Annotated in this window: 20 protein-coding genes; 3 read left to right on the top strand and 17 right to left on the bottom strand. The window is 61.9% G+C overall.

From position 1 onward, the window contains the following. Positions 1-40: 40 nt before the first annotated feature. On the top strand, positions 41-331 hold the full coding sequence (locus tag A4249_RS07505) for a hypothetical protein (protein WP_066551802.1): 291 nt from the start codon (positions 41-43) through the stop codon (positions 329-331). Between the two features lie 170 nt (positions 332-501). Next, positions 502-1,422 (top strand): DNA-methyltransferase, encoded by a 921-nt coding sequence (locus A4249_RS07500; protein ID WP_066551801.1) that lies wholly within the window; start codon positions 502-504, stop codon positions 1,420-1,422. Here the strand turns inward: A4249_RS07500 and terL are convergent. From terL to A4249_RS07445, 11 genes are all read right to left on the bottom strand, one after another. Next, the gene (gene terL / locus A4249_RS07495; protein WP_082854102.1) at positions 1,419-3,146 is read right to left on the bottom strand and encodes a phage terminase large subunit; all 1,728 of its coding nucleotides are present in this window, start codon (positions 3,144-3,146) and stop codon (positions 1,419-1,421) included. The genes A4249_RS07500 and terL overlap by 4 nt on opposite strands. Before the next feature lie 67 nt (positions 3,147-3,213). Then, complete coding sequence (locus A4249_RS07490) at positions 3,214-3,510, bottom strand: hypothetical protein (protein WP_066551800.1); 297 nt, start codon at positions 3,508-3,510, stop codon at positions 3,214-3,216. Further along, entirely contained in the window at positions 3,507-3,698 is a 192-nt protein-coding gene (locus A4249_RS07485; protein WP_066551799.1) for a hypothetical protein, read from the bottom strand. The genes A4249_RS07490 and A4249_RS07485 overlap by 4 nt, the downstream gene beginning before the upstream one ends. Before the next feature lie 66 nt (positions 3,699-3,764). Then, positions 3,765-4,229 (bottom strand): hypothetical protein, encoded by a 465-nt coding sequence (locus tag A4249_RS07480; protein WP_066551798.1) that lies wholly within the window; start codon positions 4,227-4,229, stop codon positions 3,765-3,767. Next, the gene (locus tag A4249_RS07475; RefSeq protein ID WP_066551797.1) at positions 4,229-7,027 is read right to left on the bottom strand and encodes a tail fiber domain-containing protein; all 2,799 of its coding nucleotides are present in this window, start codon (positions 7,025-7,027) and stop codon (positions 4,229-4,231) included. The genes A4249_RS07480 and A4249_RS07475 overlap by 1 nt, the downstream gene beginning before the upstream one ends. A gap of 6 nt (positions 7,028-7,033) precedes the next feature. Continuing rightward, positions 7,034-7,261, bottom strand: coding sequence for a hypothetical protein (locus A4249_RS07470; RefSeq protein WP_066551796.1), 228 nt, complete (start codon positions 7,259-7,261; stop codon positions 7,034-7,036). 72 nt (positions 7,262-7,333) lie between these two features. After that, the gene (locus A4249_RS07465; RefSeq protein ID WP_066551795.1) at positions 7,334-9,886 is read right to left on the bottom strand and encodes a phage tail fiber domain-containing protein; all 2,553 of its coding nucleotides are present in this window, start codon (positions 9,884-9,886) and stop codon (positions 7,334-7,336) included. 76 nt (positions 9,887-9,962) lie between these two features. Then, on the bottom strand, positions 9,963-13,892 hold the full coding sequence (locus tag A4249_RS07460) for a hypothetical protein (RefSeq protein ID WP_156494663.1): 3,930 nt from the start codon (positions 13,890-13,892) through the stop codon (positions 9,963-9,965). A 9-nt stretch (positions 13,893-13,901) separates the two neighbouring features. Continuing rightward, positions 13,902-16,112, bottom strand: coding sequence for a M23 family metallopeptidase (locus A4249_RS07455; RefSeq protein ID WP_066551793.1), 2,211 nt, complete (start codon positions 16,110-16,112; stop codon positions 13,902-13,904). Then, positions 16,105-16,575: a virion core protein, T7 gp14 family gene (locus tag A4249_RS07450; RefSeq protein ID WP_066551792.1), complete on the bottom strand. Its 471-nt coding sequence runs from the start codon at positions 16,573-16,575 to the stop codon at positions 16,105-16,107. Before A4249_RS07450 ends, A4249_RS07455 begins: the two co-directional genes overlap by 8 nt. Before the next feature lie 13 nt (positions 16,576-16,588). Then, positions 16,589-17,092, bottom strand: a complete 504-nt coding sequence (locus A4249_RS07445; protein ID WP_066551791.1) for a hypothetical protein — start codon at positions 17,090-17,092, stop codon at positions 16,589-16,591. A 53-nt stretch (positions 17,093-17,145) separates the two neighbouring features. Between A4249_RS07445 and A4249_RS07440 the strand changes: the two genes are divergently transcribed. Beyond that, a complete protein-coding gene (locus A4249_RS07440; protein WP_066551790.1) occupies positions 17,146-17,574 on the top strand; it encodes a surface-adhesin E family protein in 429 nt (142 codons plus the stop codon). Positions 17,575-17,590: 16 nt separating this feature from the next. Here the strand turns inward: A4249_RS07440 and A4249_RS07435 are convergent, their stop codons facing one another. The 6 genes from A4249_RS07435 to A4249_RS07405 all read right to left on the bottom strand — a co-directional run bounded on the left by A4249_RS07435 (position 17,591) and on the right by A4249_RS07405 (position 24,578). Further along, positions 17,591-19,780 carry a hypothetical protein gene (locus A4249_RS07435; protein ID WP_066551789.1) on the bottom strand — a complete coding sequence of 730 codons (2,190 nt, stop codon included), beginning with the start codon at positions 19,778-19,780 and terminating at the stop codon, positions 17,591-17,593. Continuing rightward, positions 19,777-20,385: a hypothetical protein gene (locus A4249_RS07430; RefSeq protein WP_066551788.1), complete on the bottom strand. Its 609-nt coding sequence runs from the start codon at positions 20,383-20,385 to the stop codon at positions 19,777-19,779. The genes A4249_RS07435 and A4249_RS07430 overlap by 4 nt, the downstream gene beginning before the upstream one ends. Before the next feature lie 93 nt (positions 20,386-20,478). Further along, entirely contained in the window at positions 20,479-21,432 is a 954-nt protein-coding gene (locus tag A4249_RS07425) for a hypothetical protein (protein WP_082854101.1), read from the bottom strand. Positions 21,433-21,682: 250 nt separating this feature from the next. Next, on the bottom strand, positions 21,683-22,528 hold the full coding sequence (locus A4249_RS07420; RefSeq protein ID WP_066551787.1) for a capsid assembly protein: 846 nt from the start codon (positions 22,526-22,528) through the stop codon (positions 21,683-21,685). After that, entirely contained in the window at positions 22,525-24,045 is a 1,521-nt protein-coding gene (locus tag A4249_RS07415; protein ID WP_066551786.1) for a portal protein, read from the bottom strand. The genes A4249_RS07420 and A4249_RS07415 overlap by 4 nt, the downstream gene beginning before the upstream one ends. Positions 24,046-24,365: 320 nt before the next feature. After that, positions 24,366-24,578 carry a hypothetical protein gene (locus A4249_RS07405; RefSeq protein ID WP_066551784.1) on the bottom strand — a complete coding sequence of 71 codons (213 nt, stop codon included), beginning with the start codon at positions 24,576-24,578 and terminating at the stop codon, positions 24,366-24,368. Positions 24,579-24,703 lie beyond the last annotated feature (125 nt).

The following is a 24,703-nucleotide window of genomic DNA, read 5'->3' as shown; positions in this document are numbered from 1 at the left end:
CCCATCTGGGTCCAACGGCGACTGTCGCAGACGTCATCTATTGGCTGCGCTGTCGGATCGACGGCTGGAAAACCGCGTCGCCAGTCGCGCTCTCGCCGAAGATGTCGAGACGCTTCGCCTTAAGCTGGAGCGAGTGACTGCCGAGGTTGAAGGCACCTATTCGATGCTGGCGGGCGACCTGTCTCTGTCCGACCGACTGAACGGTCTGGCGTCAGCATCCGCCCTCGCTCATCTGACCACGACCGTCGCCGGTCTGTCCGTGAAGATCGACGCCCTGACGGCTGCGAAGCTGTCGGAAGTGAAGGCTCGCAAGGCTCCCGCGAAGAAGTAATTTAGGCCGATTTGGTTGACGCCTCCCGATCTCGTGCGATCATGAGTGAGGGCGGCGCCGCGGTTTGATGTGAGTATCATAAGATACTGAATATGTTGGTCAAATATGCTCGACAAGTCGGCGGCCTGTGGCAGTTTGATAGACATCTATCGCCGCTATGGAGACGCCCTTTGAAGCTGACTGCCCGCCTTTTCAACGCTGACTGCCTCGTCGCCATGACGAAGCTGGCCGACGAGTCCGTGGACCTGATCGCTGTGGACCTGCCGTATGGAGTGTCGGTCGAGGCGTGGGATAAGATCATCCCGATGGACAAGATGTTCGGAGAGTTCCGCCGCATCCTCTCCCCCACTGGCAACATCGTCATGACGGCACAAGGCCGGTTCTCGGCCGCGCTGATCGCGGCGGCTCCTGACCTCTACTGCTACTCGATGATCTGGGCGAAGACGCGCAAGACGCAGCATCTGCATAAGGACTATCGCGTCCTCGCCCAGCATGAGGATGTCTTGGTCTTTGCCAAGGGCGGGATGGGGAACAACGCCAAGGTCCACCCGACGTATAACCCGCAGGGTCTGACTGAATTGGACAAGCCGGTCACGTCCCGAAACAGCCTTAACAAGGATACGTTCTACAAGTTGAGCGGGCCGTCCGCGCAGCGGGGTCGCAATCAAACCCACACGAACTGGCCGACGAGCATCCTGTTCTTCCCGAGTGTCGGCGCAAAGGAAAAGGTGAAGGGCAAGGGCAATGCGCCCCAGACCCAAAAGCCCGTCGCCCTTATGGACTACTTGATCCGCACCTTTTCGAACGAAGGCGACACGGTGCTGGATTGCACCATGGGGAGCGGCACGACGGGCGTCGCCGCCCTGCAAGCTGGCCGTCACTTCATCGGCATTGAGATCAGCCCTCGGTTCTTCGAGAACACGGAAGCGCGCCTTCGTGCTGCTGCACCTGATGCAGACTTTGACATCCGCGTTGGCGCGGCCCCTATCGAGCGTTCCACCACGTCGTTGTTGGCCGAAGTGATGGAGCGCAAGCGCGCCGAATATCGCGCATTCAAGGAGCGCGAGAAGGCGGCGAAGACCGCCGCCTAACGCATCCGTCTTCCACGGGCGCGGACCCTGCCCTTATTCAATAGAGAGCCGACATTCGTCCCGGCGAAGAACTTCTTTTCGAACTCCCGGTCCAGTCTGTCGAGGTGCTGACGCTCGTGCTTTTCCTCATCCGCGTTGAGGTATGGACGCCAGTATTCGGCGGCTTGGGCCAGCACGTCGATGCGGTCGTCATGGCGAAGGGCGCCGCGAACGACGGTCATGTTGGTCATTTGGAACAGGCCCCGGCGTAGGCTGTCTGCCTTGAGGTCTTCACGCACCACGGCAAGGTCGATGACCAGACGGTGTTGCTTCATGACCGGCTCAAGCGCGCCGACGATCCGCTTCTCCTTCATGCTGGAAACCTTGTGGCCTTCCAGCTTGCAGGGGTGCTTGCGGGCGAGGATCGGCGACAGGAGTTGTCGGAACATGCCGTCGCCGAAGTTGTCTTCGACCATTACCAGATTGACCTTCTCGTCCCGTGCGATCTCGGCCAGCTTGGTCAGGGTCTCGGTAGACGTGCCGTCCACGAACCCGCCCCACTTCCGAATGTAGATGCGTGTCCCGAGGAACTTGGTGACGACGTAGGCCGTCTCATCCTTGCCGGAACCGGAGGGGTCGATGTGCATCACCGAGCCGGTGAAGTCGGACCAAAGCTCCGAGACATTGAACGGCCGGTAGAGACGGTCGCCTGACCATCCGACGTTCTCGACATCCTTGATCTGGTATTCGGGCGCGGAGGTCCACGCCATGGAGACCGGCCCGCGTCGTGGGTCAACGTCCATGACGATGAGGTCGGAGGTCTTAAGCGGGTAGCGTTCCGCGTCGCTCAACGTCACGTCGAGCATCATCTGAAGCATGAACTCGGCGGCGGTGCCGTCCAGTTCGTTTTCGATCAGCTTGGCGTCGGTGAAGCGGTCGGGATCGGTCGGCGCCCCTCCGAGCTTCGACAGGCCGACAGGCTCACAAAGCTTGGGGTCACGCTCAATGTCAGCGAGCAGCATCGGAGCCAGTGCGGCCCCATAGTTCGCCAGCTTGTCGGCGAGTGGATAGCGGGCGGTCCAGATGCGGACGGTGTAGCCGCGCTGCGGAAGGCCGTTGTAAATCGACTCTGCCGTTTGAGGGGTGCCGAGGACGATGATCTCGGACGTGTCGAGCGGCTTGATGATGTTCGAGAACTCGCCGAACAGGTGCCGGAGCTTGTCGCGCTGATCCTCGGTCCATGAGTTTCGTGGGTTCTCAACGTCGTCGCCGATGATGATGTCGGCGCGGTTGCCCGGTAGCTGGCCCGTGATGCCGATGCATTTCACGGAGGGCTGTTTGTCGGCGCCCTTGCCGCCCACGTCGAACGCGAGCGTCGAGGATTTTTGGTCGCGGCCGGGACGCAGCGAACCCCACAGCTTGTCACCCGCCTCGTGGTAGATGATGCCTTTGATGAGTGAGGCGTTGTCAGCCGCGCCTGTCTCGCCAGCAGAGACGATTAGGACTGTCTTGTTGTTGTCCTTCCAAAGACGCCAGACGACGTAGGCGCATGTCAGGAAGGACTTGCCGATACCGCGAAGGGCTTGGATGGCCCGGCGGGTGGAGCCGCTTTCGAGGAAGCGGGCGATGTCCTCTTGGATGCGCGTCGGCTTGGGGAGGCCGAGAACGTGTTTCCAGACGTAGCGGACGAACGCGATGAAGGACTGCCGAAGAACGTCGGCGAGCGTCAGATTGGATGAGATCAAACAAGGGGTGCGCCGCCCAGCCGCCCGCCGGTGAAGGCGAGCGGCGGCAAGCGAGGGGTCTTGGGTTTTAGTTCGGGGTCATGCCCGAAAGAATCTCGGCGTCGAGGTCGAGATCGGTCAGTTGAGCCGCGAGGTCTTCGACGACCTTGGAGCCAGCCGGTGCGCTGACGCCGTTGTCCTTGAGGAACTTTAGGGCCTGACTGATTAGCTGTGGCGAGATCGCATACGACGGGTCGTTCGGATTCATCTCTGCGCGGAGGTTGGCACGGTCCAGTTCGTTCGACAGCAGCAGCGCGACGAGGCGGTGCATGGTGTCGAGTTCGCCTTCCGACGCGCGGACGTGGGTTTTGATTTGATCGATCATGGCTTCACCAGATCGACAAGGAAACCGGCCAGACCGCCGATTGCTGCTGCGGCGCCCATGACCCAGAACTTGGCGTTCTCAAGCGAGCGCGTTCGGGTTTCGAGCGTGTCGTGCCGACCCTGCAAGGTCTCCATGAACCTGATGTAGGTGGCAAGCTGGCCTTTGATTTCCCCGAGGATCAGCACCAAGGCTGGGTCGGAGTTCGATGTATTTGGAGTGGGGTCCATTAGACCTTTCGATTGTGGGTATGAGGGTTAGATCGCGTCGCCAGCCGTGTATTGGAAGTCGAGCGTGAGTTCGTAGCTGCGACCGCCAACGACGACCGAACAGTAGGCTTGCCCGAAGGCTTGGTAGGTGAAGCCCGTGGGCTGATAGGCTGGGCCTTCGAAAGTTGCCGAAGCACCGCTCCCGTAAGCATCCCCGCCCCACGAGTATGAGGTGGGGGCGAGATAGGGCGTCACCGAAATTCCGAACGTGATCCGGTCGTATTGCTGACGGTTCCAGTCGCCGAACCCCATCTGCACCTGCTCGTAGCTGGTGATGATGAGGCGGACGGTGCGGGAGGATTTGCCCCAGAAATCGTTCGGCATCATCAGCGACCCGGACTGGATGCCAGCCAAATCCCGCACACGCTGATCGGTTAGCGAGAGTTCGCCGGTGATCCCGAGTTCGGCTTTGATCTGGTCGATGCTGATTGGCCCGGAAGTTGGGAGAGTCATTAGACCCTCCCTTCCAGCCGACCGATCCGGGCATCGGCGTCTTTCAAAGCCTCGACAAGCAAGGCCACGACGGGACCGTATTGGACACCCTTGATACCGTCCGCGTCCTCGGTGACGAGGGTCGGCAGAACGGTCTCAAGGTCTTGGGCGATGAAGCCCAGCGAGGCCATGCCCGACGCGATCCAATCAAACGTCACGCCTTCAAGGGCGCGGACCTTGGACATGGCATCGGTGATCGGAGCGATGTTTGTCTTAAGGCGCCTATCGGATTCCCCGACGACGGTGTTGGCGCGGACTTGTGCCGAGCAATAGAAGTTCTTGCCGTTGTAGACGCGAACCCAGTCATTGTCGGACATGTGGAAGCCGCCGCCGTGCTGTTCCCAATAGATGCCCGAGCCGGTGCCTCTGACACGAAACCAGTGTCCGAACCCCGAGTAGACCTGTGAGGTCGCATAGAAGCTCTGGGTATAGACGTTGCCATTCTCGGCATTGATGCTGCCGCCCATCGTGGCTTCGTTGTTTTCCAGATTGATCGTCAAAGGCCAGCGGCCATTGACGGTCTCCCATGCCTCCGAGTCGTTGCCAGAGCCACGCAGGAAATGCATGACGTTGGAGTTGACGTGGATCATCGCCGAACGGCTGTCGGTATCCTTGAAGTAGATGGTCGGCGAACCGCCTCTGATCTTGAGGTAGTTTCCCAGAGTTGAAAGCCCGCTGGTCGCTTCAAGGAAGCCGCCATTGTCGATGGACACGACCCTCTGATCGTCCGCGTTTCGGAACTCGTGGCCGCCGCGCGAGCGGTAATACGACCGTCCATTGCTGGCGAAGTAGAAGCGTTCGTTTCCGTCTGTGGTGGTGTTCCAGCCATCGCAGTAGCGACGCATCAGGCCGTTGGCATCGAGGTTTTTTGAGGTCCAGAACTCGTAGATCGTCGCGCCGGTAGACCACCCGCCGAAGCCCCACTTCCCATCTTCGAACATGCCGAAGTAGGTTCCGTAGGCGCCCGGACGGTGGAACTTCATCCACGCGCCATAGCCGCCGCCCGACCCCCGAACTTCGAGCGTAGCGAATGCCGCCGCGTCTTGGGGGTTCTGGGTCGAAGAAAACGTCAGTTGCTTTGAAAGGGTCTGCTCGGCGCCGCCCTCTGTCAAAACGTCGCCGTTCTGTTTGCCGGTCTCGCTGTAGGCGCGAACGTGGTTGTTCGTTCCCCGTGCGGTAAGGTGAAGAGAGGTCGTGGATTGGAGATCGAAGCGACCGCCAGCCCATGCCAGACGGGCGTGATAGTCAGTCGTGCTATCGGCAGACAGGTCAATGTATGGGCCGTAGCCGTTGCTGTCGTTTCGTAGTTCGACCCAACCACGGTTCACGTCGGTTCGTGATCCGCTGTCGGCCGGGCCAACACGCAGTTGATCGCCCGCAATATGAGCGTTCGTCGCGATGTAGAGGCCACCGCTCAAACCATAAAACCAACCGTTCTGGTCGAACCGCCAATAGCGTTCCGAGCCAGCCGCGCCCGTCTTGAGAACCGAATGGTTGCCGTCTGGGTAAAGAAGGCCGGTATTGAATTTCAGGTTGGTCACCGTCGCCGCTGAACCGCTGGCGATCTTCCCGTTGAGGGCGTCCAGCAGACCGTTAACATCGGTGATGTTGTGCAGGTGAGCCGTTGCCGGGTAGGTCGAAGGCTTGCCAGTGATCGTGTCCCAAGCATGGACGTGACCCGCCGCCGCCCGGCCATCAAGCGCAGCCTGTAGGCCGCTGACGTTGGCGATGTCGGAAGGGAAGATCGTCGGACGATCCGTGATGGTCGTCCAAGCATGGACGTGACCAGTTAGCGACCGCGCGTCGAGGGCCGCTTGCAAGTTCGCAACATCAGCGATGACATGGCCATGGCCGACGTTCGATTTGCCGTCCAAGGCTGATTGCAGCCCCGCGACGTTGACGATGTTCGAGGGGAAGAACGACGGCTTGTCCGCGATTACGGACCAAACCGGCGTCACGTCGCCTTGCTCGATGTAGTTGGCTTCGACATTCTTGGCGCCCGATCCGCTGTAGACCCAGCGGCGACCGTCCATGGTCGCGACCAGTGTTCCGGGTCGGATGCCGTTCTGTTGGACGGTCGTCAGATTGGTGATGCCGCCAGTCGAGACGACGGGCGTTTGACCGACGAGAACCGGGATGCGCGCCGGGTCGATCATGCCTTCCAGTCGGGACGAGGCGAGCGTGTCCGATTTCTTGTCGAATAGGTTCGGATCGAACGTCGCGGCCAAAGCTGCTGACGCTGCTGCATCCAGAGCGTCTTGAGCCACAAGGGCGGCGTTGTCGGCTACCTCTTCGGCAAGCTGCTCGACGATCTCGCGATCTTCCGATGTGGACTGCCCGGAGCCTTGAGCGAGTTCGGCCCAATAGCGCGCGTTGGCCTCATGGTTGCCAGCGTGATTGCGATGTTCCTGCGCGAGGTTTCGCGCATCGACCGCCGCGCCGCGAGCCGCTTCCGAAAGGATGCGCTGGGCGTCGGAGCGGTCGGCGTGACCCTTCGCCAGATCGCGCGCCAGTTCGGCCGCGACCTTGGCAACGGAGGCTTGCGCCGCCGGGCCGGAGGTCATGTCGCTGAACGATGCGGGCGAAGGAACGAGGATTTCACGGCCGCCCAAATCCACGAAGGGATAGCGGCCGTCATTGTTGGGTCCACCATCGGCGGACCCACCCAGCCAAGCAGTGACGGCTTTCGTCTGCTGCTCTGATTTTCCGATGAGGTCTTCAATCTGCTGGGCGAGAGTGGTGATCGTCAGCCCGCTCATTCGACCTTACTCCTTATCGGAAGCCGGTTCGGCCTCGGAGGAGGTGTCTTTTTCGAGCGACTGCTGCGCGACCGTGAAGCCGAGTTGTGCGCCTTGCAGCGCGGCCCGGACGGCGGTCAGTTGGGAGTTGATTCCCTCAAGTTGTTCGAGGGCGCGGGCCTTGCCGGTCAGAAGTTCAGCTTCTTGCTTGACGAGGGTTTGATACTGCTCCGCAGCGGTAGGGGTCTGGGACATGCGTCTCCTGAAAAGGTTTGTGGGGTAGTGATATTTAGCCGTGCGACCGGCCCGTTAAGGCCGGTCTCATGGTCATGCCGTGATGATGGGTTGGTCGCCGCCGCCACCGCCGCCGCCCGGATCGTAGGGGTCGTAGCCGCCACCGCCGCCACCACCTGACGAACCGCCACCTGATCCGACGCCGCCGCCGGAACCAGTGCCACCGCCGAGTGTCGAGGTGTTGTTCTTCATCTCTGTGACCTTGCCGTAGCGGGCGGTCACAGTCTGGGTGGACATGTTCGAGGTGAAGTAGACTTGGACGTAGTAGTGCCAGTTCCCGCCTTCACCCGGACGGTCGAGGAACTTCATGGGAAGGGAGCCTTGCCATGTGTCGTTCGCCATGCCGGAGCCGTTCAGTTGAACGGTCTGAAGGACCGTGCCGCCGTCGTTTCCGCGCGAGCGAATAAGCTGCACGACGGCCACGAATGATCCGCCCGCGTTGTGGGTGAAAGTCCCATAGGCGTTAAAGTCGATGTCGATTGGGCTGTCCGCCTTTTCGACGCCGATCCAAAGGCCATGAATACGGGTCGGGGTGGTGTTGTTGAGCGTGATCGTCGCCGCGTTGTAGGCGACTTCGGTATTGCTGACGGTGTTGTTGACCAGTCGGGTGTGATTGATCGAGCCACTGACGAGAAGGTCGCCGTAGATTTCGACGTTCGAGTTGAAGCGGACCCGGCCGTTGACCAGCGACATGATCTTGACCGGCGCACCCCCGCCCGGAGCCACGAACGACATCTCATCGGCGACAAAGGCGAGTGTCCCATAGGAGCCGTTGTTGTTCGCCGTGATGCCGGTGATGTGGCCGTTGGAGTTGAGGGCGATGCTCCACCGGGCGTTCAGGCCGTTCGTCACCTGCGTCAGGGTGGTGATCGACGCGGTGTTGCCGCCTACCGTGTTCTGCACATTCTGGATGGTCTGTGAGAGCGCACTGTCGGCGTTGATCCGAGCAGTGCGCTCATCGACCACAGAAGCTGAGACATTGCCGATGGATGTGTCGATCCCCGACAGACGGGTGCCAAGCGTCCAGCCCGGCCCGACTTCGACCCGATTGAGGTCCAGCGTGAAGACCGACTGGTTGTTGCGGAAGGCGCCGAGGACGGCGAACTGCTGGGCGATGGCGCCGTCAGCGTTAGCCCGTGCGGTCGCCTCGTTCTGGATGGCTGTCGAGTTAGTCCCGACCTGCACGGCCAGAGATTGCCGGGCTTGAGCTTCTGCCTGATCGGCTGCAACACGAGCGTTCGTTTCGGTCAGGACCGCCGCTGCGATGTCACCGGCGATCTTCGTCGCCAGAGCCGTCCGCTGCGCCGCTTCTGCTGACACCGCGTTGGTTCGGGCCGTGACTTCTGTTGCGATAGCGGCGGTGTTGTCGTCAGTTTTCGCCCCGACGCTATCAATGCGTTGAGACAAAGATTGGTCTTGGCTGGCCCGCGTGGTCGCCTCGCTCGTGACGAGGGCCTGTGCATTAGTCCCGGCGGTCGCCACCATCTGGTTCAGGCGTTGGGTGAAGGACTCCGTGGGACCGACGAGAACCTTGTTGAGGTCCAGCAGGAAGGCGGTGTTGTTGGCGTTCTTGGCGCCCAGCAACGAGAGGGTTTGAGCGAGCGCACCATCCGCGTTTGATCGGGCGGTCTGCTCGGCGGTGATGCTGGCGTCGAAACCATTTGCCCGAGCTACAAGAAGGTCGATGCGGTCAGCTTGCGCTGACACGGCATCGGCTCGCGCCGTTGCTTCGGAGATGATCTTCGCCGCGTTGTCGTTGGCCTTGACCGTGATCGCCGAGAGGCGTTGGCCAAGGCTCTCTGTGCCGGAGACGCGGACGGTGTTGAGGTCCAGCACGAAGGCGTTGTTCGCAGCGTTCCGTGCCCCGATGAGCGCGAGGGTCGTTGCCAGAGCCGTATCACCAGCGACGCGCTCTTGCGCCTCGTTCTGGATGACGGTGGCAATCCCTGTCCCGTCTTCGAAGTTGACGAGGGAGTCCACCAGATCGGTGATCGTATCGACGCGGAGTTCGAGGCCCGTCGTCCGGGCTGTGGTGTTGGCCACGATGCCGTCGAGGGTGTCGGTTCGGAACGCTTGATCGGCGAGGGCAAATGATTGGTCGAGGATGCGTTCGGCCGAGAGGTCGATGCTGGCCAGTGCGTCGCGGAAACGGTTGAGCGCACCGTCTCCCATTTCCGAGGTCAGGATCAGTTCGTCCATGATGGCGTCAGGCGTGGTGACGACGCCGAGGTGATCGCCAAGCCGAACCTGCGCCCGGTCGAGTGAGCCGGTGTAGAGGTCGTCCAGTTCCTGAAGCCGGTAGAGGTTCTGAAGGTTTGCCCGGTTCAGTTCTTCAGCGGTCAGGTTCGCCCCGTTTTTGAAGTCCACGAGGGCCGTGCTGATCGGCGTCTCACGACGGATTTGCAGGACGCTGTTTTCGGCCGGAGGCTGACGAAGGCGGATGCGGCTGTCAGAGACCCATTCGAAGAACGGGATGGAGCCGTTGAGCGTGACCCGAATGTGGGTCCGGTCGAGGAAGGGGACTGCAAGATCGAACTCTTGCTGGCCTCCCGTCACGATGTATTGGGCGCGGGTCTGGTGAGACATTGATCCTTTCGTTCACCCACGACGAAAGGCCCGGCCGCGTGAGCGACCGGGCGATCCGGGTGGATTGTGGTTGGTGTTATTGGCCGGGCTGGAAGTTCATGATGGCGGACATGTCGCCTTGGCTGACGCCGTAGCGTCGGGCGTTGGCTTGGGTCTGCCAGTTATTCCAGCCCTCTTGAGCAGCCCGCTCGTTGGCTTTTGCCCCGCCTGTTCGGTTCACCATTTCCCGCAGTTCGGGAACGGCGCCGTTGCGGATCGAGGCGTTTGCCAAGCGGCGATATTGCGAGACCGTTTCCTTGATGCTGGCGGCTCGTTGCGGATCGCCCATGAGGGCGTATTCGCGTGACTGGATCAGCGATCCCAAAGCCTCGTGCATGTTCTGGCCGGTGTAGGGATGGCGATAGCCTTGGCCCTGATATTCCAGAACCGAGGCGTGTTCGCGCTTCGTGATCTTCTGCTCGTTGAACCGCTCCGGTGGGCGTTGCGCCATTCGGAGTTCCGGGTCGGCAGTCGAGAGAGCCGAGACCTCGCGGCGCACGATGTCGTCAACGGTTTGGCTGACGCGCGTCGGCTGGACCAATCCCTCGAACAGGCCGTCGTCCTTATCCTTGCGGATGACGGGGAGACCGAGCCAGTCACGACGCTCGGGCAGGGATTGCGAGAGGGTCGGGATATTGGCCGCGAGATGTTCGAGCAGACCGCTCGCCTCGCGCATCACCGGGTCTTGGGTTTGGGCGAGGTTTCGGACGACAGCCGGGATAGCGGACGAGCCGATTTTCTTCATGACTTCCTTGCCGAAGCGTTCGCCCCGGTCAGTGTCACCCGCCGTGAATGACGGGTCGATCATGTCCCAGAAATCACCAACGCCCTGCAATGCCGCCTTGTTGACGATGTTGTTCACGATGGCTGCGAGAACGCCGCCGCCGATGCCTTGCAGCATGTCGTCGTCGTTGATGTCGTGGTCCCTGAAGATGCGGCTCATGTCCGCGACGATGCCGAGCATTTCGGCCACCGGCGAGAGTTGCTGATACTGGAACCAGCGACCGCCGAGCCGGATCGAATACGACTTCACGCCGTCTTCTTCCTCCGCTGCTGATCGCTTGCCGACGAGATCGCCGTTCGCAAACAGGAGGCCCGCCGTCGCCATGAAGCCCATGCCGGTCACGAGGCGAGCCATTGCCAAGTCGGCTTCAGCCCCGCCGCGTTCAAGTGACTGATCCAGCCCACGAAGAGCGGCAGTGTAGTTCTTGAACTTCGTCCGGTTCTCGCCGAGGGCGGCGAACAGGATCGGGTTGCGGTCGAACATGCCAGCCCGAACAAGATTGATCGGGGTTCGCAGGAACGGGACAAACAAAGCTCGGAACAGACGGTGTTGGCCCAAAGCCTGTTCCCACTTTTTGAGGGTGGGGCCGCTGTTCTGGAAGGTCATCAGTCGGGCGTAGTCGTCGGCCATCGCATGGAGATCGACAGCCGCCAGCACATCGGCCGCTTGGTAGAGGGTCTGATCCTTGCCGTAGTTTTTGGCCGGATCGTAGGTCTCGCCAGACAGTTCGAAGACCGACTTGGCGCGGTAGATCGCAGCCGACGACGGGCGGTTGGCAACTGCGTCCATGACGCGGCTGAACTCCTTGGCCTGATCGGCGCCCTTGAGGCGAGCCGAGCGATACGAAGCCTCACGCACCGATAGAGCGTTCAACTGCATCTTGTAGGTCATCGCCTTGGCGAACTCGTCCATCGCGATAGACGGGCGGTGGCCCAGCGTTCGGATGGTCGAGAAGATCGCGGCGCCCGCCATGTCAGGGATCGACTGGACAGGGTTCTGTTTCCAGCGCGCCTTTCGTTGGGGGTTGATGAGGAACGGCTGATTGAAGGCCGCATCGCCGAGCGACGATGCACCGTCTCGAACAGGAGCCGCCGTCTTGAAGGCTTGGAAGCCCGCACGGCTGGCGTCGGCGAAGGATTGGTAGATGCCCGCCACATAGGCGTTGGCCTCGCGGAAGGTGACGCCCTCGACCGAAGCCTTCGAACCGGAGAAGGCCCGGCGCAGAGGTGTCGTCACACCGGCGGCGACGTAGCGTTCGCCGACCGATAGCCCGGCGTGAAGCACCGAACCCACGGCGTTGCGGACGGCAGTCGCGGGCGTCGTGAGGTAGCCCATGACGACGTAATATGAGAGGTAATCCTCCCAGCCCATCGCCCGCATCTTGCGAACTTCGTCCTTGAAGCCTTTGGCCCCGCCGGTCTTGTTCGCCTTCATCAGCGCGTCCAGCGCATCGCCCATTTCATCGCCCTTCATCCCGCCGCCCATGGCGTCGGACAGGTCGTTGATGGACTGCTGAAGGTCGTTGAAGGTTCGCGCGCGGTGCTTGGTCGCCTTCATGATGTTCAGCGCACGAGCCACTTCCGACTTCGCGCCGCCCGCCATCGCGTCGAACATCTGTGTCGCCTGTAGGTGGGCGGCCAGATCGGACACGTCGTTCGCGGTCGCCTTGCCGTTGGCCATCTTGGCGCGGACATCGGCGACCTTCGTCACGAGGTGATCGACGTGCTGCATAGCGAGCGTTTCGAGCGCATGGATTTTGGACGAGACGCCGAACTCTGACGTGATGTCGGCGTGAGCCTTCACGACATCGGAGGTCGTCAGACCGAAGGTCTGCTGGCGATCCTGAACCGACTTCCACGACTTCGGCGCGTCACCGGCCGCGTCGTAGAGGGGCTTGAAGATTTGCCCCATGACGTTCGCCAGTTCTTCGAAGCTGTCCGGGTCATTCACCAACTCGTCGAAGTCGAACACGTCGGCGTTCCAGTGGCTGGGGCCGTCCGCGATCTCGTCGCCCTGCTTGCCGAGCCAGCGGACAAAGGCGTCCACCTGCTCGGGTTTGACGAACTTTTTCAGACTGTCGAGGTGAGCCATCGCCGCTTTGGCGCGCTCCGGCGAACCGGCCAGTCCCCAATCGACGCCGTTCCAGCGTTCGTCTGCCTTGGTCTTGGCGTCGGCTCCAGCGGTTCGGGCATCGGCTTCAAGGTCTTCGAACGACGGACCCTTGGCGCGAGGCTCTTCGACACGCATCGGCAGTGCCGACACCGGCCCCTTCTGCACCGGGCGGAAGGTCATGTCGTCGAGGGACAACATCGGCAGGTTTACGCTGTCAGAAAGGTCGAGTTCATCGCGCATCGCTTGGTCGAGTTCGACCATGGAAGGGCGAGGCTCATTGTTGCGGATGCGGCGGATCAACGATCCGGCGCCTTCAAAGGCGCCTGTGAAAGCCGCGCCCGCGCCAGCACTCGCGAGGGTGCGGAGGCCGCTGTAGTTATCTTGGACGCCAGCCGACAGGGCGTCGGTCTGCGATAGGACATCCGTCGCTCCGGCGACCAGACCTTGAACGCCTACCTTCATCCAGAGCGAAGAGCCGCCGGTAATGTATGACGTTGGATCGACGGCCGAGCCACCGAGAACGCCGAGTAGTGCGGCGCCGCCATGCAGACCTTTGCCGACCAAGCCGCCTTCAGCTTCCCAGAAGGGATCGGCGGCAGACTCTTGTGCGAACTCCTGACGGCGTTGACGCTCGTTGGAGATCGCAGTGTCGGCGGCACGGCGGGTGTCTCGGGTCTTGTCCGCCATGTCGGTCAGGACGCCGACCGAGTTATAGAGTCTTGAGACGAGGCGGATTGGGTTCAGGGTTTGGCGACCTGCGATGTCGGTAGCCGCTCGCGTGTCGCCCCGTTGCGAAGCGTCGATGTAATCGGCGGTGTCGTCGAGACCCGCTCGCCAACCTTCGGCGATGAAGTTGGTATTCCATGTGTCCGAGAACACGTCGCCAAGACGTTCGCCCAGCGAGCGTTTGTCCTTGGGCGCGGACAGCGAGACCGCCGCCGAGCGACGGTCCCGTTGTTGTTCTTGAGCTTGCCCGTAATGGCGGGCCATTTCACGTTCGATGACGCTGTGCGGGGTGTTGTCAGGGAAAGTGATGACAGCCCCATCAGGGCCTCTAACAGTGATGCTCATTCAGTCCTTTCATCGGGCCGGGACGAGTCCTTGGCCGGGGATGTATTGAAGTTGTGCGGGGGCTTGCGTGGTTGTCCCGGTCTGGCCGGGGACGCGCGCATTGCCCGTTCCACCCGGAGGTGGAACCGCAGCGATAGTGGTTGTGCCGCCGCCATTTCGGAGGAAGCCGCCATAGTTTCGGACGATGGCGTCAGCGGCTTGCATGGGGTCTTCCCCATTGGCGAGACGGCGTTCGAACTCATTTTCCCCTTGGATCACGAGCCGCAGCATGTGCGGTGGAACGGCGCCGCCGACGCCTTGCGTCACCATGGATCGCAGAGACCCAGAGACGTAGCCACGGGCGTTGCCGACGATCTGCTGTTGGGCCGGATCGCGACCAGCATCGCCGCGTGAACCGCTGGCCGCACGGGTGCGAACCTCGATGTAGGCGCGGGTAGCGGCGCGGCCAGTTCCGAAACGACCGGCGCGATAGTCGCGGTCGGCTTGTTCTGTGATCGACGCATAGTTCGGGTTGTTCGCAGCAAAGCGTTCGCCGTAGCGCAGCACCAAATCATCGTCGGCTTCACCGTCGAGCGTGGTGTCGCGAAGCGAGCGGAAGGCGTTGTTCATGGTCATGCCTTCACCGGGTTCCAGCACGTTCGAGCGGACGTTCTGTTCGATGGCGTCCGACACGTCTTCGCCACGGCTGGCGCGGGACCACAGGTCCATCGTCAGTTCGTCCTTGGTCGCCTGACGCGCCTGTTCGGTCTTACGTTCGGTGTCGCCCTCGATGCTGTCGATAGCGTTGAGGATGCGGACCTGTTGTGCCGGGTTCAGAAGCGAGCGGCCGGGCAGTCGCGGACGACGAGCCGGTTCGACTTCCGCCGATGCTGTCTCGACAGTTTCAGCCGGAGCCGCAGCCATCGCTTGGGTCTCGGAGCCGACCATTGAGCGCGGGTCTTTCCTCTCGCCTTTGGCGTCGCGGTAGGTCCAGTGCAGGTGCGGGCCGGTGCTGTTGCCGCTGTTGCCAGATGCGGCCACCTGCTGACCTTGGGTCACGGTGTCGCCCGGTTCGACCGAGATGTTGTCGAGGTGTGCGAAGCCGGTCGTTGAACCGTCTGCATGTCGGATGATGAGGGTTTTGCCGCCCCGTCCCCGAACGCCAGCGACTTCGACGACGCCATCGGCCGGAGCCGAGACAGGCGTCCCGACCGGCACTGCGATGTCGATGCCGCCGTGGTTGGTTGAGGCGCCGGGTAGCGGTGCGCGACGTGCGCCCATGCCGGAGGTCACGCGACCCATGTCAGCCAAAGGGGCTGCATAGGTTTGACGGGCGGGAGCCGGAGCCGCAGCCGGAGCAGCGGGCGTCGGCGTTTCCACCGGAGGGAGCGGCTGACCTTCAATCGTAGTGTTGAAGGCGACCACATCCGGGTCGTTCGGATCGCGAGCGTCCAAGAGGTTTTGCAGGACGGTCGTGTCGCCCGTCTCTTGAGCGTAAGCGACGACGCCGTTCACCAGTGCCTCTTGCACTGCGTCGCCGTTCAGACCCGCTTCGGTCAGACGGTTGCGCTCGGCCGCGAGGTCGAAACCTTCGCCACGCTGTAGACCGGAAACCGCATTGCCGACCGTGAGGTCCAGCAGTTCCTTGTCAGTCTTCTCTTTCATCATCGCGTTAGCGCGGGTGTCGAGATCGCCGGTCCATCGGATCAAACGTCCCGCCACCTGACGCTGAACATCGGGCTGGGTGAAGAGGTCGCCAGATTCGGCGATGAACTCGCGGTTCCGCTCCATCATGAATTCGTCGATGTCGTCGGGTGTTGCCCCGCTGTTGATGCGGCGTTCGACTTCCTGTGCGGTCTCGGTCTCAAACTTGGTTTGGCGAGCCGCTGCTGTGGTCGAGTGATAGGCGCGCTCATAGGCGACCGACTGCGCCATGGCTGGGTCCATGACACCGCCCGATGCGGCGTCGGTCTGGCCCTGTGCGAAGTCGTCTTCTGCCTGAACGCGGCGTTCGGCGATGTCGTTTTCGTAGAAGGCTGCTGCGTTCTGTCGAGCGAGGCCGAAGAAATCGCGGAGGGCGTCTGCCTGACCGCCGTCGCCACGGAAGGCGGAACGAAGATCGGTGGTGACGCGCACGTCTGCGGAACGGGTCTCGCGGTTTACCGGGAGGATGGCGTCACGGTTGTTCGTGATGCGGTCCTGTGCGGTGCGGCGGATGCTGTTGCGGGAAAGATCAGCCATTCAGAGACGGACCTTTCGAAGCCGCGTCTTGAGACAGCTTGATACCCTTGCCTTGGTAGTAGCCGCCGACGCCAGCTTGGGCGATGCGGAGTCCAGCACCGAGAATGGTGGGGCGAGAAATGCGGGAATACATGGAGTTCGCTTCGGCTGCGGCCGCTTTCTGCTGATTGTCAGCATTGAGGTTGGTTCGCTCGGCGGCGAGCGCGTTTTGCATGACGGAATCGTTCAGAAGATCGGTCACGCTTCCGCTGATATTTAGCCCCGCCTGACCGGCGGCGACCTTGATGCGGGCCTGTTCGCGACGGGCCTGACGTTGGCGGTCGTTGAGTTCGGCGACCTGCTGCGTGGCGATTTGCTGCTGTTGTTGTGCAAGCTGCTGGTCGATGGAGCGGGTCTGGGTCTTGGCGGCCTGAATCTCGCCGATGACTTGAGTGGCGGTGGAGACGACGGCGAGGGTCGTCATGACCGTGATCGGATCACAGATGGGTTGGTCCCTCCCTTGTATGAGACATGAGGTAGAAGGGGCGGCGTTCGCGCCCGTGGGTGAGATCGACTTGTTCAATCTCGAACCCGGCCCAGAGCAGCCAGTGGATGGACTGGTGATTGCGGGCGTCGATGTAGTTGGAAAGGTGGGGCCAGAAGAGGTGCCAGCGATCCACGAAGTTCGGGGTGGCCCGGCCAATGGCCAGCTTTGCTCGCGGCCTTTCCATGCCATTCGCGCCGATCATCCAGACGATCCCGCCGTCAGCCGCGCCAAAGACGCAGATGGCCTTGCCGCTATCGGTGATGATCCACCCGTCAACGGACTGCATGACGCTGACCGTGAGCAGATGCAGCGGGTCAGGGTCTCCCATCTTGAGCATGGGATTGGTGGCTTTCATCTCGTCCCAATCGCCGGGGCGAAGGTCGGCGCAGATGTCTTCCAGCCATGCGATGGTTTGCTCGGCCGATACGTCGGCGAGGTCGTGAAATTCGATCATGAGTTGCTTGCTGCGCCCCCGTGATGGCATGAAACCGGAAACGGGAGGGGCTTATGCGTTTGATGGTTTTGGTTGCCGCGCTGGCGGCGTTTGCTGGCCCAGCATTCGCGGGCGAGTGGCGCGAAATCGGCAATAGCGACGAATACATCCTCGGCGTTGACCAAAGCCAAATACGCCGCACCGGCAACTTGGCCACGGTTTGGGCGATCCAGTCTTCGCGGGAGGGCTACCGTGTGACCCGGATGGAAGTGGATTGTCGCAATGAAACGCTGACTTCGCTAACCTATACCGAGTTCAATAACGGCGGTGGCGTCGTGATGTCGGACCATCGTCGAGGAAGGACCGAGATCGTCTATCCCGACTCGACCGGAGCGACCCTCATGAAAGCGGGCTGCGAAGCCGATACCTTCTTTTCGTCGGCCCGCCACCAGACCCCAAGTGCCTTCCACCGCATGGCCGTGAGCCGTTTAAGCGCGGAGTGAGTCTGACCCCGAAAGGTCAGACTCGTGCGCGATTGTTGTAGGTCGCTTCCCACTCTGCGCTGATGAAGGTGGAGGCGAACGGCGTGTCGTTCTCGATGCGGATGCGGGCCAATTGGTTCTGACCGAACACCATGAAGCGGTATCGGCCTGTCCCGTAGGTCGGCGTGTTCAGCTTGAAATGCCCGGCGCCGATGGTTCGCCCTGTCATGTCCGTCAGCTTGGTCGGCACGACTTCATCGACGGTATCGTCTGACCCATAGGGCGCGACGAGCGTTTTGAAATAGGCCGTGTCGGCATAGTTCACCGTGAAGGACCGCATGACCTGTCGGCCCGTCGTGACGGCGACGCCATCGGATCGGCGGACGAACTGTTTCGAGAACTGGAAGGCGAAAGTGTAGCCCTCGCCCGCGAGGACGGGCGCGATGATCTCCGAACCCGGCACACTGACGATGTTGTCCGTGAGCCATTGGTAGGTCGAAGGGTCGATCAGCGTTTCGCGACGCCCGCCGAACCCTGCGGTGCGGACCATTTGGAAACGGTCTTTCGCGGGGCGGAACGGGAGCGTGAAGTAGGTCCGGTTCTCGGTCGTGTTGAACTCGCCAGTGATGGCGGTTCGACGGTCGAGGTGGATTTGCGCGGAGGTCTCGGCCGGGATCGCGCCCGACTGAAGGTTGATCTTCTCAAGCCACAGGCCATCGGCCCGCTGCATGACGAGGAACAGGACGCCCTTGAGGTAGGCCCCCGATACGATATTCGTCCCAGTCCCGAAGTCCCAGCGATGCCAAGCCGACTGCGCCTTCTCGTCCGATGAGTTCCAATAGAACTGGTAGACGAAAATGCTTTGAGCCGATCCATGCGTTAGAACGAACAATGAGTTCAGGTCGTCGGCTGCGATCAGACCATGCACACCGGCAGGGATGTAGGTCGGGCAGTGCGCTGTCACGTCGGCGGCCGAAGTCGCGTCAGTGCCAGACAGGCGGGTATATTCGCGGATGCTGGCGAAGCCGGAGCGTTCGACTGCGAAGTAGATTTCGGAGCCGAGAGCCGCGAGGCCAGCCGCCGTGTTGACGGTGTAGTTCGTGGTCGGGCGCATCGCGATTGAGGCGGTCGTCAAACCCATCTCGCCGTTGGTCAACGAGAACTGTGTTTGATCCGAAGTCAGGAAGATGCCGTCGTTGTGGGCCACGGCGTCGAAGAGCTTGGCCACCTTCGTCGAGGTCGCCCCGACTTCGATCCGGTCGGTGTCCAGATAGTCGAGTTGATCCATTCGCCAGAAGTTTCCGAACATGCCGGATTCCGACATGACCACGGCCTCGTCGAACAGGAACGACAGGCGGTTCTGATAGAAGAAAACCTTCTGGATCGTGCGGCCGATGAAGCCCGGCGTAGGGTTGGTCGCCTCGTCGCCGAGACGACGCGGCGCCCACGAGAAGGGAGCGAATGTGAACGTGCCGTCCGCTTCCGAGATCAGGGCGTGGGGCATGGTGCGGTAGTCGATGGCGTTGACCAGACCCGGCATAACGCACTGTTTCCAGACGCCGCCGCTGCGGCGCAGATAGTAGCTGACGAAGCCGGAGCTTTCGTCGCCTTGGACGCGATAGATCGCGCCTTCCGGTGCAGTCTCGGGGAGCTTGTCGGAACGCTGAACCGTGCCAGTCAGAACGCCGCCAGACGGGTTAGGCTGATACTGGTAAGGGACGCCGGGTCCGAAATCGACGCCGTTCGAGTCCGTGCCGTAGTGGCGATTGACCCAGATTTGGTAGGCTTGATCGGGCTGTTGGTCGTCGCCAACCGCGCCCATGGCGCAGACCTTCTTGCGGTTCACGAGGAAGCTGTAGTCAGCCACGGTGAACATAGACAAGTCGCCCGCATAATCGGCGATCCCTTCCAGATAGCCCCAACCGCCGGGAGCGTTCACCTGACGCTCTTGGCCGGTCTGACTATCGAAGACACGGATGCGTTCGTCGGTGATCGTGACGACGTATTGCTCTTCGGTGTTGCGGTTGATGGTGTGAACGAAGACGTTGTTCGGCGCCGTCTCCATCAGCCGGGCGACACGCTCGGTCGGCGGACGTTTGCCGAGACCGTCAGCGATAGACGAGAAGCCGTTGAGTTGGCTTTCCAGTTGATCGGTCGAACGAACAAGGTCGGATTGCTGGGAGACGCCGCCGATGAGAGCCGGGATAGCCCCGGTCATCAGGCTCATTCAGACCCCCAGACACGACGGCCACGGATCAGCTTTCGGCCGACGCGCGGATTGTCGAAGATGTTGATGTCGGAGATTGCGGTCTGGTCGCGGCGCAGGTTGATCCACGCGCGCTGCTCGTCTTCTTGGGCGAAGCGTTCGCGTTGAGCGTCGCCAACGTAGTCTGCAAGGAAGAGGCGACCGGCCTTAACGGCGGCGAAGACGCGCGCCAGTTCGGGGAGAGCTTCGTAGGAATAGGACCAACGGACGCGGACCTTCACCGGCTCGGTGATCGTCCAAGTCAGGTTCGCCTTGTCCCAAAGGCACATTGTCTCGCGGGTCGGGTGACGCCGCTGCACGAGGTTTTGGCGCGGGTCCATCGGATTGACGGACATGGCCCCGGCCGGAATGGCGATGACGCCTTCGAAGTCGGGCGTGAGAACGTAGTTCTCGTCGGTATTGAACGAGAAGCCGTGCGAGCAGACCTCGCGGACGACGTTGGCCAGATGGCCACGAGCGATGTTTTGATCGCTGATCGTGCCGGAGAAGCTGTTGACTGGTGCTTGGCCGGTAGCGGCCAGCATGGAGTTCACGGCCTCAAGTTCCGTGAGCGGCGCAGCCATCATGGCGCGGCCTCCTTTCGGAACGAGGATGAAAAAAAGGGCCGCCCCCTTTCGGAGGGCGACCCTTTCATTGGTTCGGTGTGTGCATGACCGGGATTAGGTCGGGGCGCCGGTGCGGAGTTCGACCGCATCGGTGGCGCGCAGGACGTTCGTGCCGCTCATGTAGCGACCGACGATCAGGTGGCCTTGCTTGCTGATCTGCTCTTCGTGCTGGATCGACACGTCTTGCACCTGTGCGGTGACGAGAGCGTCCGGGGTCCAGACGACGCCGACAGTCTTCGAATAGTCGCCCTGATAGCGAGCCAGCACGCCGGGGGTGGCGGATTGGTTGACGCCGAACGGAGCGAGGTTCGACTTCATGATCTGAACGCCGTCGATGGTCGTCAGAGCCATGTTGCGAACGTCAGCCGAACCGCCGTTGTAGTCGCGGTTCAGGTTCTTGTCGGACTGCTTGAGGGCATACCATTGCGGAGTCGCGACCATGCCGTAGATCGGCTTGGTGTCCACATCGACGTTCTTCAGGTCCATGACCTTCTTCGCTTCCGAGAAAGCGTCGAACAGCTTCGTCACGTCCGTCAGGAGCGTGGAGCCGGTGACGTTGCCGCCGCCTTGGCCCAGCTTGCCCGCGTCGCGAGCGGCCTTGATGAGGGCGCGGATTGCGTTGGCGTCGAAGTGACGGGCGAGGAAGCCACCGATTTCGTCAGCGTAGGCCGAGCGAACTTCGTAGTGGTTCAGAGCTTCGTCGATGTCGGCGATGAAGACCGACGAGACGAGCTTGTCGTCCGGGGTCACGACGATCTCGTCGTGTGCGATCTGGTCGCCGGTGATCTCGACGCCGGGGGTGTGGTAGCCGCCGGTCGCCTGACCCATGACCGGGTAGCGATACGACTTGCCGCCGTTCAGATTCACGATGCGGTGCAGACCGCGCATGATCGTCTTGGCTTCGTAGGTGGAGAGGACTTCGCCCGCGAACAGGTCGAGGAAGAGGTCGAGATTGCCAGCGGCGCCGCCGGTCTTGAAACCGGGACGCGAGGGGATGGAGTTAGCCATTAGGCTCCTTGATTGAGAGAGAGTTTTTGGCTCCCGTCGATCAATCGGAGTCCGCTGGCGCATGAGGTTGTGCGGTCGAAACCGGCCTCTTCGCAGCCGGATGTTTCCGCTTTGATTTGGGAGAAAGAGTTAGGCCGGGCTTTCACCGGCCGCCCGCCCGAAGGCGGTCAGTTCCCTGTGTGCGCGGGGAACTGTGCGGCCCCGCCAAGCAAGTCCCGATAGGACGAGCGGGTGTGGTCTTACGGTTGGATTACAGCAGGGAACCCGCTGCGTTCGAACGCCACAGTTTCTGGGCCACGTCGTTTCGATACGCCGGGTCCGTCTTGTAGCGAGGGTCTTGGATAGCGGCTGTCATTTCCGCCTTGGAGCGGAAGACATCGCCAGATGCCGGGCTTGCTTCGGCCTCGATCAGAGAGCCTTCGGCAGGGCGCGCGGCGTTGAACTTCGACATCAGCCATTCGACACCCTGACGGGCGGTCGCTTGGCTTTCGACGAGAGTGTTGTAGCTGTCCTGTTCCGCAGGGGTCAGGCCGGTCTTGGCCCAATCAATCGCGGCGTTGAACTGATCCTCACCGCCAGCGGCGGCGTAGGCGTTCGAAAACTGCTCACGGGCGAGGGCTTCAAGCCCAGCCAGATAGTTGTCCACGATGCCTTGCGGGACGCCGAGATCGACAATCTTCTGGATGTCGTCGGCTCCGGGTTGGCCTCGCGATTCTTCATAGACCTTAGCGAAGCCTTCGAACGCCGATGTGATCGGGTTCGGTGCGTCTTCGGCCGAGGTCTCGCCTTCGGTCTGTTCGATCTTCAGGCTGTCGGTCTTGGCCGGGTCTTCGGCTTTCCCGCGCTGCTTGGCTTCAAGCTCGGCGTAGGATTTGGCCATGTCTTCCCAGCGGGCCTCGCCCTTGTCGGCGTCCCAGAATTTCTCGGGGACGTGTGCAGGGCGTTCAGGTTTCGAAGGGGTTTCCGGCTCGGCCTTGTTGAGCGATTGAGCGTAGGTGGCGGGGTCAACGCCCGCCGGGAAGGCCGAAGCCGGAAGGTTGGAATAGTCGTTCGGAGTTTCCGAAGCGGTCTCATTGACCGGGAGTTCGAGGCTCATTCAGTTCCTTGGTTAGGGTCTTGCGACGCGGCTTTCATCGCGGCGTCCATGAAGCCCGGTGCAGCGGCTTGAGTGGCTTGCGCCATCATCGCCTGTTGCTGCTCGGCTTCGATTTGTTCTGGTGATTTCAGAAGGCTTTGCAGGTCTGTCACGCCATGCTCGACGCCCAGCTTGTTCATCAGCGCGGTCGTATCGACCTTGGCGATGAACTCGGCTTGGCCCAGCAATCCCATGACATCCGAAGCCCACGTCCGAACGCGGTTCACTTCGGCTGCGGCACCCAGCGCGGCGAGGCCGGTGACGACCTTCGGCTTAATCCCAGCCGGTAGGCTCGGGATCAGCTTCTCGCGCTCTGCGATGTAGAGGTAGCGGGTCGCGACGGCGTATTGCAGTTCGGCCGACAGCACCGAGTAGGTGCCGCCCAGCGTGTTCTCCAATTCCTCTGACGACATCCGAATCTCTTCGGCCGTCACGCGCTCGGCGTTGCGGAACTGCTGGATCAGGAATGCCTTGGCGACGCGCGCTTCGATTGCGGACGCCAGACGCTCGGCGATCACAAAGTCTGCCTGTTTGTCGAGGCTCAAGACCGTGATGTCACCGGCGTCGCCGGTGTGGAAGGAGCCGCGCTCCGAACCCACAACCACATCGAGGTCGATGACCGAGTTGGGTTGGACGAAGAACTTAATGTCCGACGAGATCGCGGTGTAGGCGATCATCGACTCGTTCAGTTCCTCAAGGGCCAGAAGGTCGCCGATGTATTCTGTGACGTGCGAGCGACCGTAGTCGTTGGCCGGGATCGCCAGCCAGCGCAGAGCCAGCCAGCCCGACTTTTCAATCGGGGTCTCGCTCTCCGAACCGGGGACGCGCTTGCCGTTGATCTCTTGGTATTGGGCGTGGTTCTCGCCGCGCTTCTCGATGACCGTGTAGACATCGACCGTCTGGTCTTGCTTGTCCGGGTCGAGGGTCAGCCCGACAGCCGTCCGGGTCTCAACCGACAGGTTCGAGACGTGGATGCTTTCGCGAGCGATGATGAGGGTCGGGACGCCACGGCTATCGCGCTTCACCACATACTGGTCGAGGCGATAGATGCGCGGCGTATCCTTCAGCGGAATGTGCAGGAGGACATTGCCAGCGATCACGAGGTGGCGAAGCACTTCGGCCAACACAGCGCGGGCGCGGCGGTCATCCAGAAGGTTGTTCGCCGACTGTGCGAACTGCGCCAGTTGGACATCGACCGCGTTCTTTTCCTCGCCGGTGAACTGCGCCACGGCGGCGTCCACGTTCAGGCGGAAGAACCCGACGTTGGTCGGGAACAGCGTCATCAGGAGCCGAGCCGAAAGGCTGCGGACGCCATCGGCGCCGACGCTCTGATAGGGTTGGGTCGGGGTGTAGTGTTCGTTCTGACCCTCAAGTGGGATCAGACCGGGGATCGTCACGCGCGATGCGGTGCGAGCGTTCTCCAAGACGGTCGAACGGGATGCAGACAGCGCGCTGAAACGCGCTGCTGCGGTTTTCATGCGGGATTATTTCGCTTTCGAAAGGGCTTTGCGGGCGAGCGATCCGACTGTGCCGGGCAGCTTGGCCAAAAGAGTCATGCCGGGATCAACCGTGGGCGATCCGCCACCTGTCGAAGGCGCGGGGATGGTCGGCGAACGCGGCGTCGTCGGCGCGACCGACGCTGATCCCGATGCCCCACGGGGGATCGTCAGCGAGCGGACGCCGCCAGCACGGGCGCGTTCAATCGCGGGCAGACCGTCGAGGTAAGGGTTGGTGATGATGGCCGGTTCTTTGTCAGCCGGTGCGGCGACAACCTTCGGCTTTTTGACGAGGCACATGGTCAGACCTCCTTGCGTTTGAGGGAGGCTTCAAACTCCCGGCGCATCTGGAGGGCGACGGCGCGTTGGCCCGCCTTGAACATGATGGTGTCGAGGGTGTCGCCAGCCCGTGGCTCCTGCTCGGGGAACTTGAAGTCGAGGTATTCAAGGAACTCGGCGACGTTGGTGGGGAACGGTCGGGTCTGCGCGTAGGCAGAGGGCTTCGGTCGGCTCATGCGAGGCCCTTTCGAAATGAGGTTGGGGAGCGTTCGCGGTAAATACGCGATGTTGAAATGTGAGGGCCGTTGGGCCGAGAGGATCGAAGAACTGCTGGCAGCGAGTGACGCATCCAGAGGGTTTG

Origin of the sequence: Brevundimonas sp. GW460-12-10-14-LB2 (genome assembly GCF_001636925.1) — a bacterium.
Classification (GTDB): domain Bacteria; phylum Pseudomonadota; class Alphaproteobacteria; order Caulobacterales; family Caulobacteraceae; genus Brevundimonas; species Brevundimonas vesicularis.
The sequence above is the reverse complement of the archived record's forward strand: the minus strand, read 5'-3'. Positions and strand labels throughout refer to the sequence as shown.

Coding starts and splice junctions, on each gene's coding strand:
- A4249_RS07460 (WP_156494663.1), bottom strand. CDS start 13,892: ATGAGCATCACTGTTAGAGGCCCTGATGGGGCTGTCATCACTTTCCCT.
- A4249_RS07465 (WP_066551795.1), bottom strand. CDS start 9,886: ATGTCTCACCAGACCCGCGCCCAATACATCGTGACGGGAGGCCAGCAA.
- A4249_RS07430 (WP_066551788.1), bottom strand. CDS start 20,385: ATGATGGCTGCGCCGCTCACGGAACTTGAGGCCGTGAACTCCATGCTG.
- A4249_RS07450 (WP_066551792.1), bottom strand. CDS start 16,575: ATGACGACCCTCGCCGTCGTCTCCACCGCCACTCAAGTCATCGGCGAG.
- A4249_RS07490 (WP_066551800.1), bottom strand. CDS start 3,510: ATGATCGATCAAATCAAAACCCACGTCCGCGCGTCGGAAGGCGAACTC.
- A4249_RS07445 (WP_066551791.1), bottom strand. CDS start 17,092: ATGATCGAATTTCACGACCTCGCCGACGTATCGGCCGAGCAAACCATC.
- A4249_RS07475 (WP_066551797.1), bottom strand. CDS start 7,027: ATGAGCGGGCTGACGATCACCACTCTCGCCCAGCAGATTGAAGACCTC.
- A4249_RS07435 (WP_066551789.1), bottom strand. CDS start 19,780: ATGAGCCTGATGACCGGGGCTATCCCGGCTCTCATCGGCGGCGTCTCC.
- A4249_RS07470 (WP_066551796.1), bottom strand. CDS start 7,261: ATGTCCCAGACCCCTACCGCTGCGGAGCAGTATCAAACCCTCGTCAAG.
- A4249_RS07415 (WP_066551786.1), bottom strand. CDS start 24,045: ATGAAAACCGCAGCAGCGCGTTTCAGCGCGCTGTCTGCATCCCGTTCG.
- A4249_RS07455 (WP_066551793.1), bottom strand. CDS start 16,112: ATGGCTGATCTTTCCCGCAACAGCATCCGCCGCACCGCACAGGACCGC.
- A4249_RS07440 (WP_066551790.1), top strand. CDS start 17,146: ATGCGTTTGATGGTTTTGGTTGCCGCGCTGGCGGCGTTTGCTGGCCCA.
- A4249_RS07420 (WP_066551787.1), bottom strand. CDS start 22,528: ATGAGCCTCGAACTCCCGGTCAATGAGACCGCTTCGGAAACTCCGAAC.
- A4249_RS07405 (WP_066551784.1), bottom strand. CDS start 24,578: ATGAGCCGACCGAAGCCCTCTGCCTACGCGCAGACCCGACCGTTCCCC.
- A4249_RS07425 (WP_082854101.1), bottom strand. CDS start 21,432: ATGGCTAACTCCATCCCCTCGCGTCCCGGTTTCAAGACCGGCGGCGCC.
- A4249_RS07480 (WP_066551798.1), bottom strand. CDS start 4,229: ATGACTCTCCCAACTTCCGGGCCAATCAGCATCGACCAGATCAAAGCC.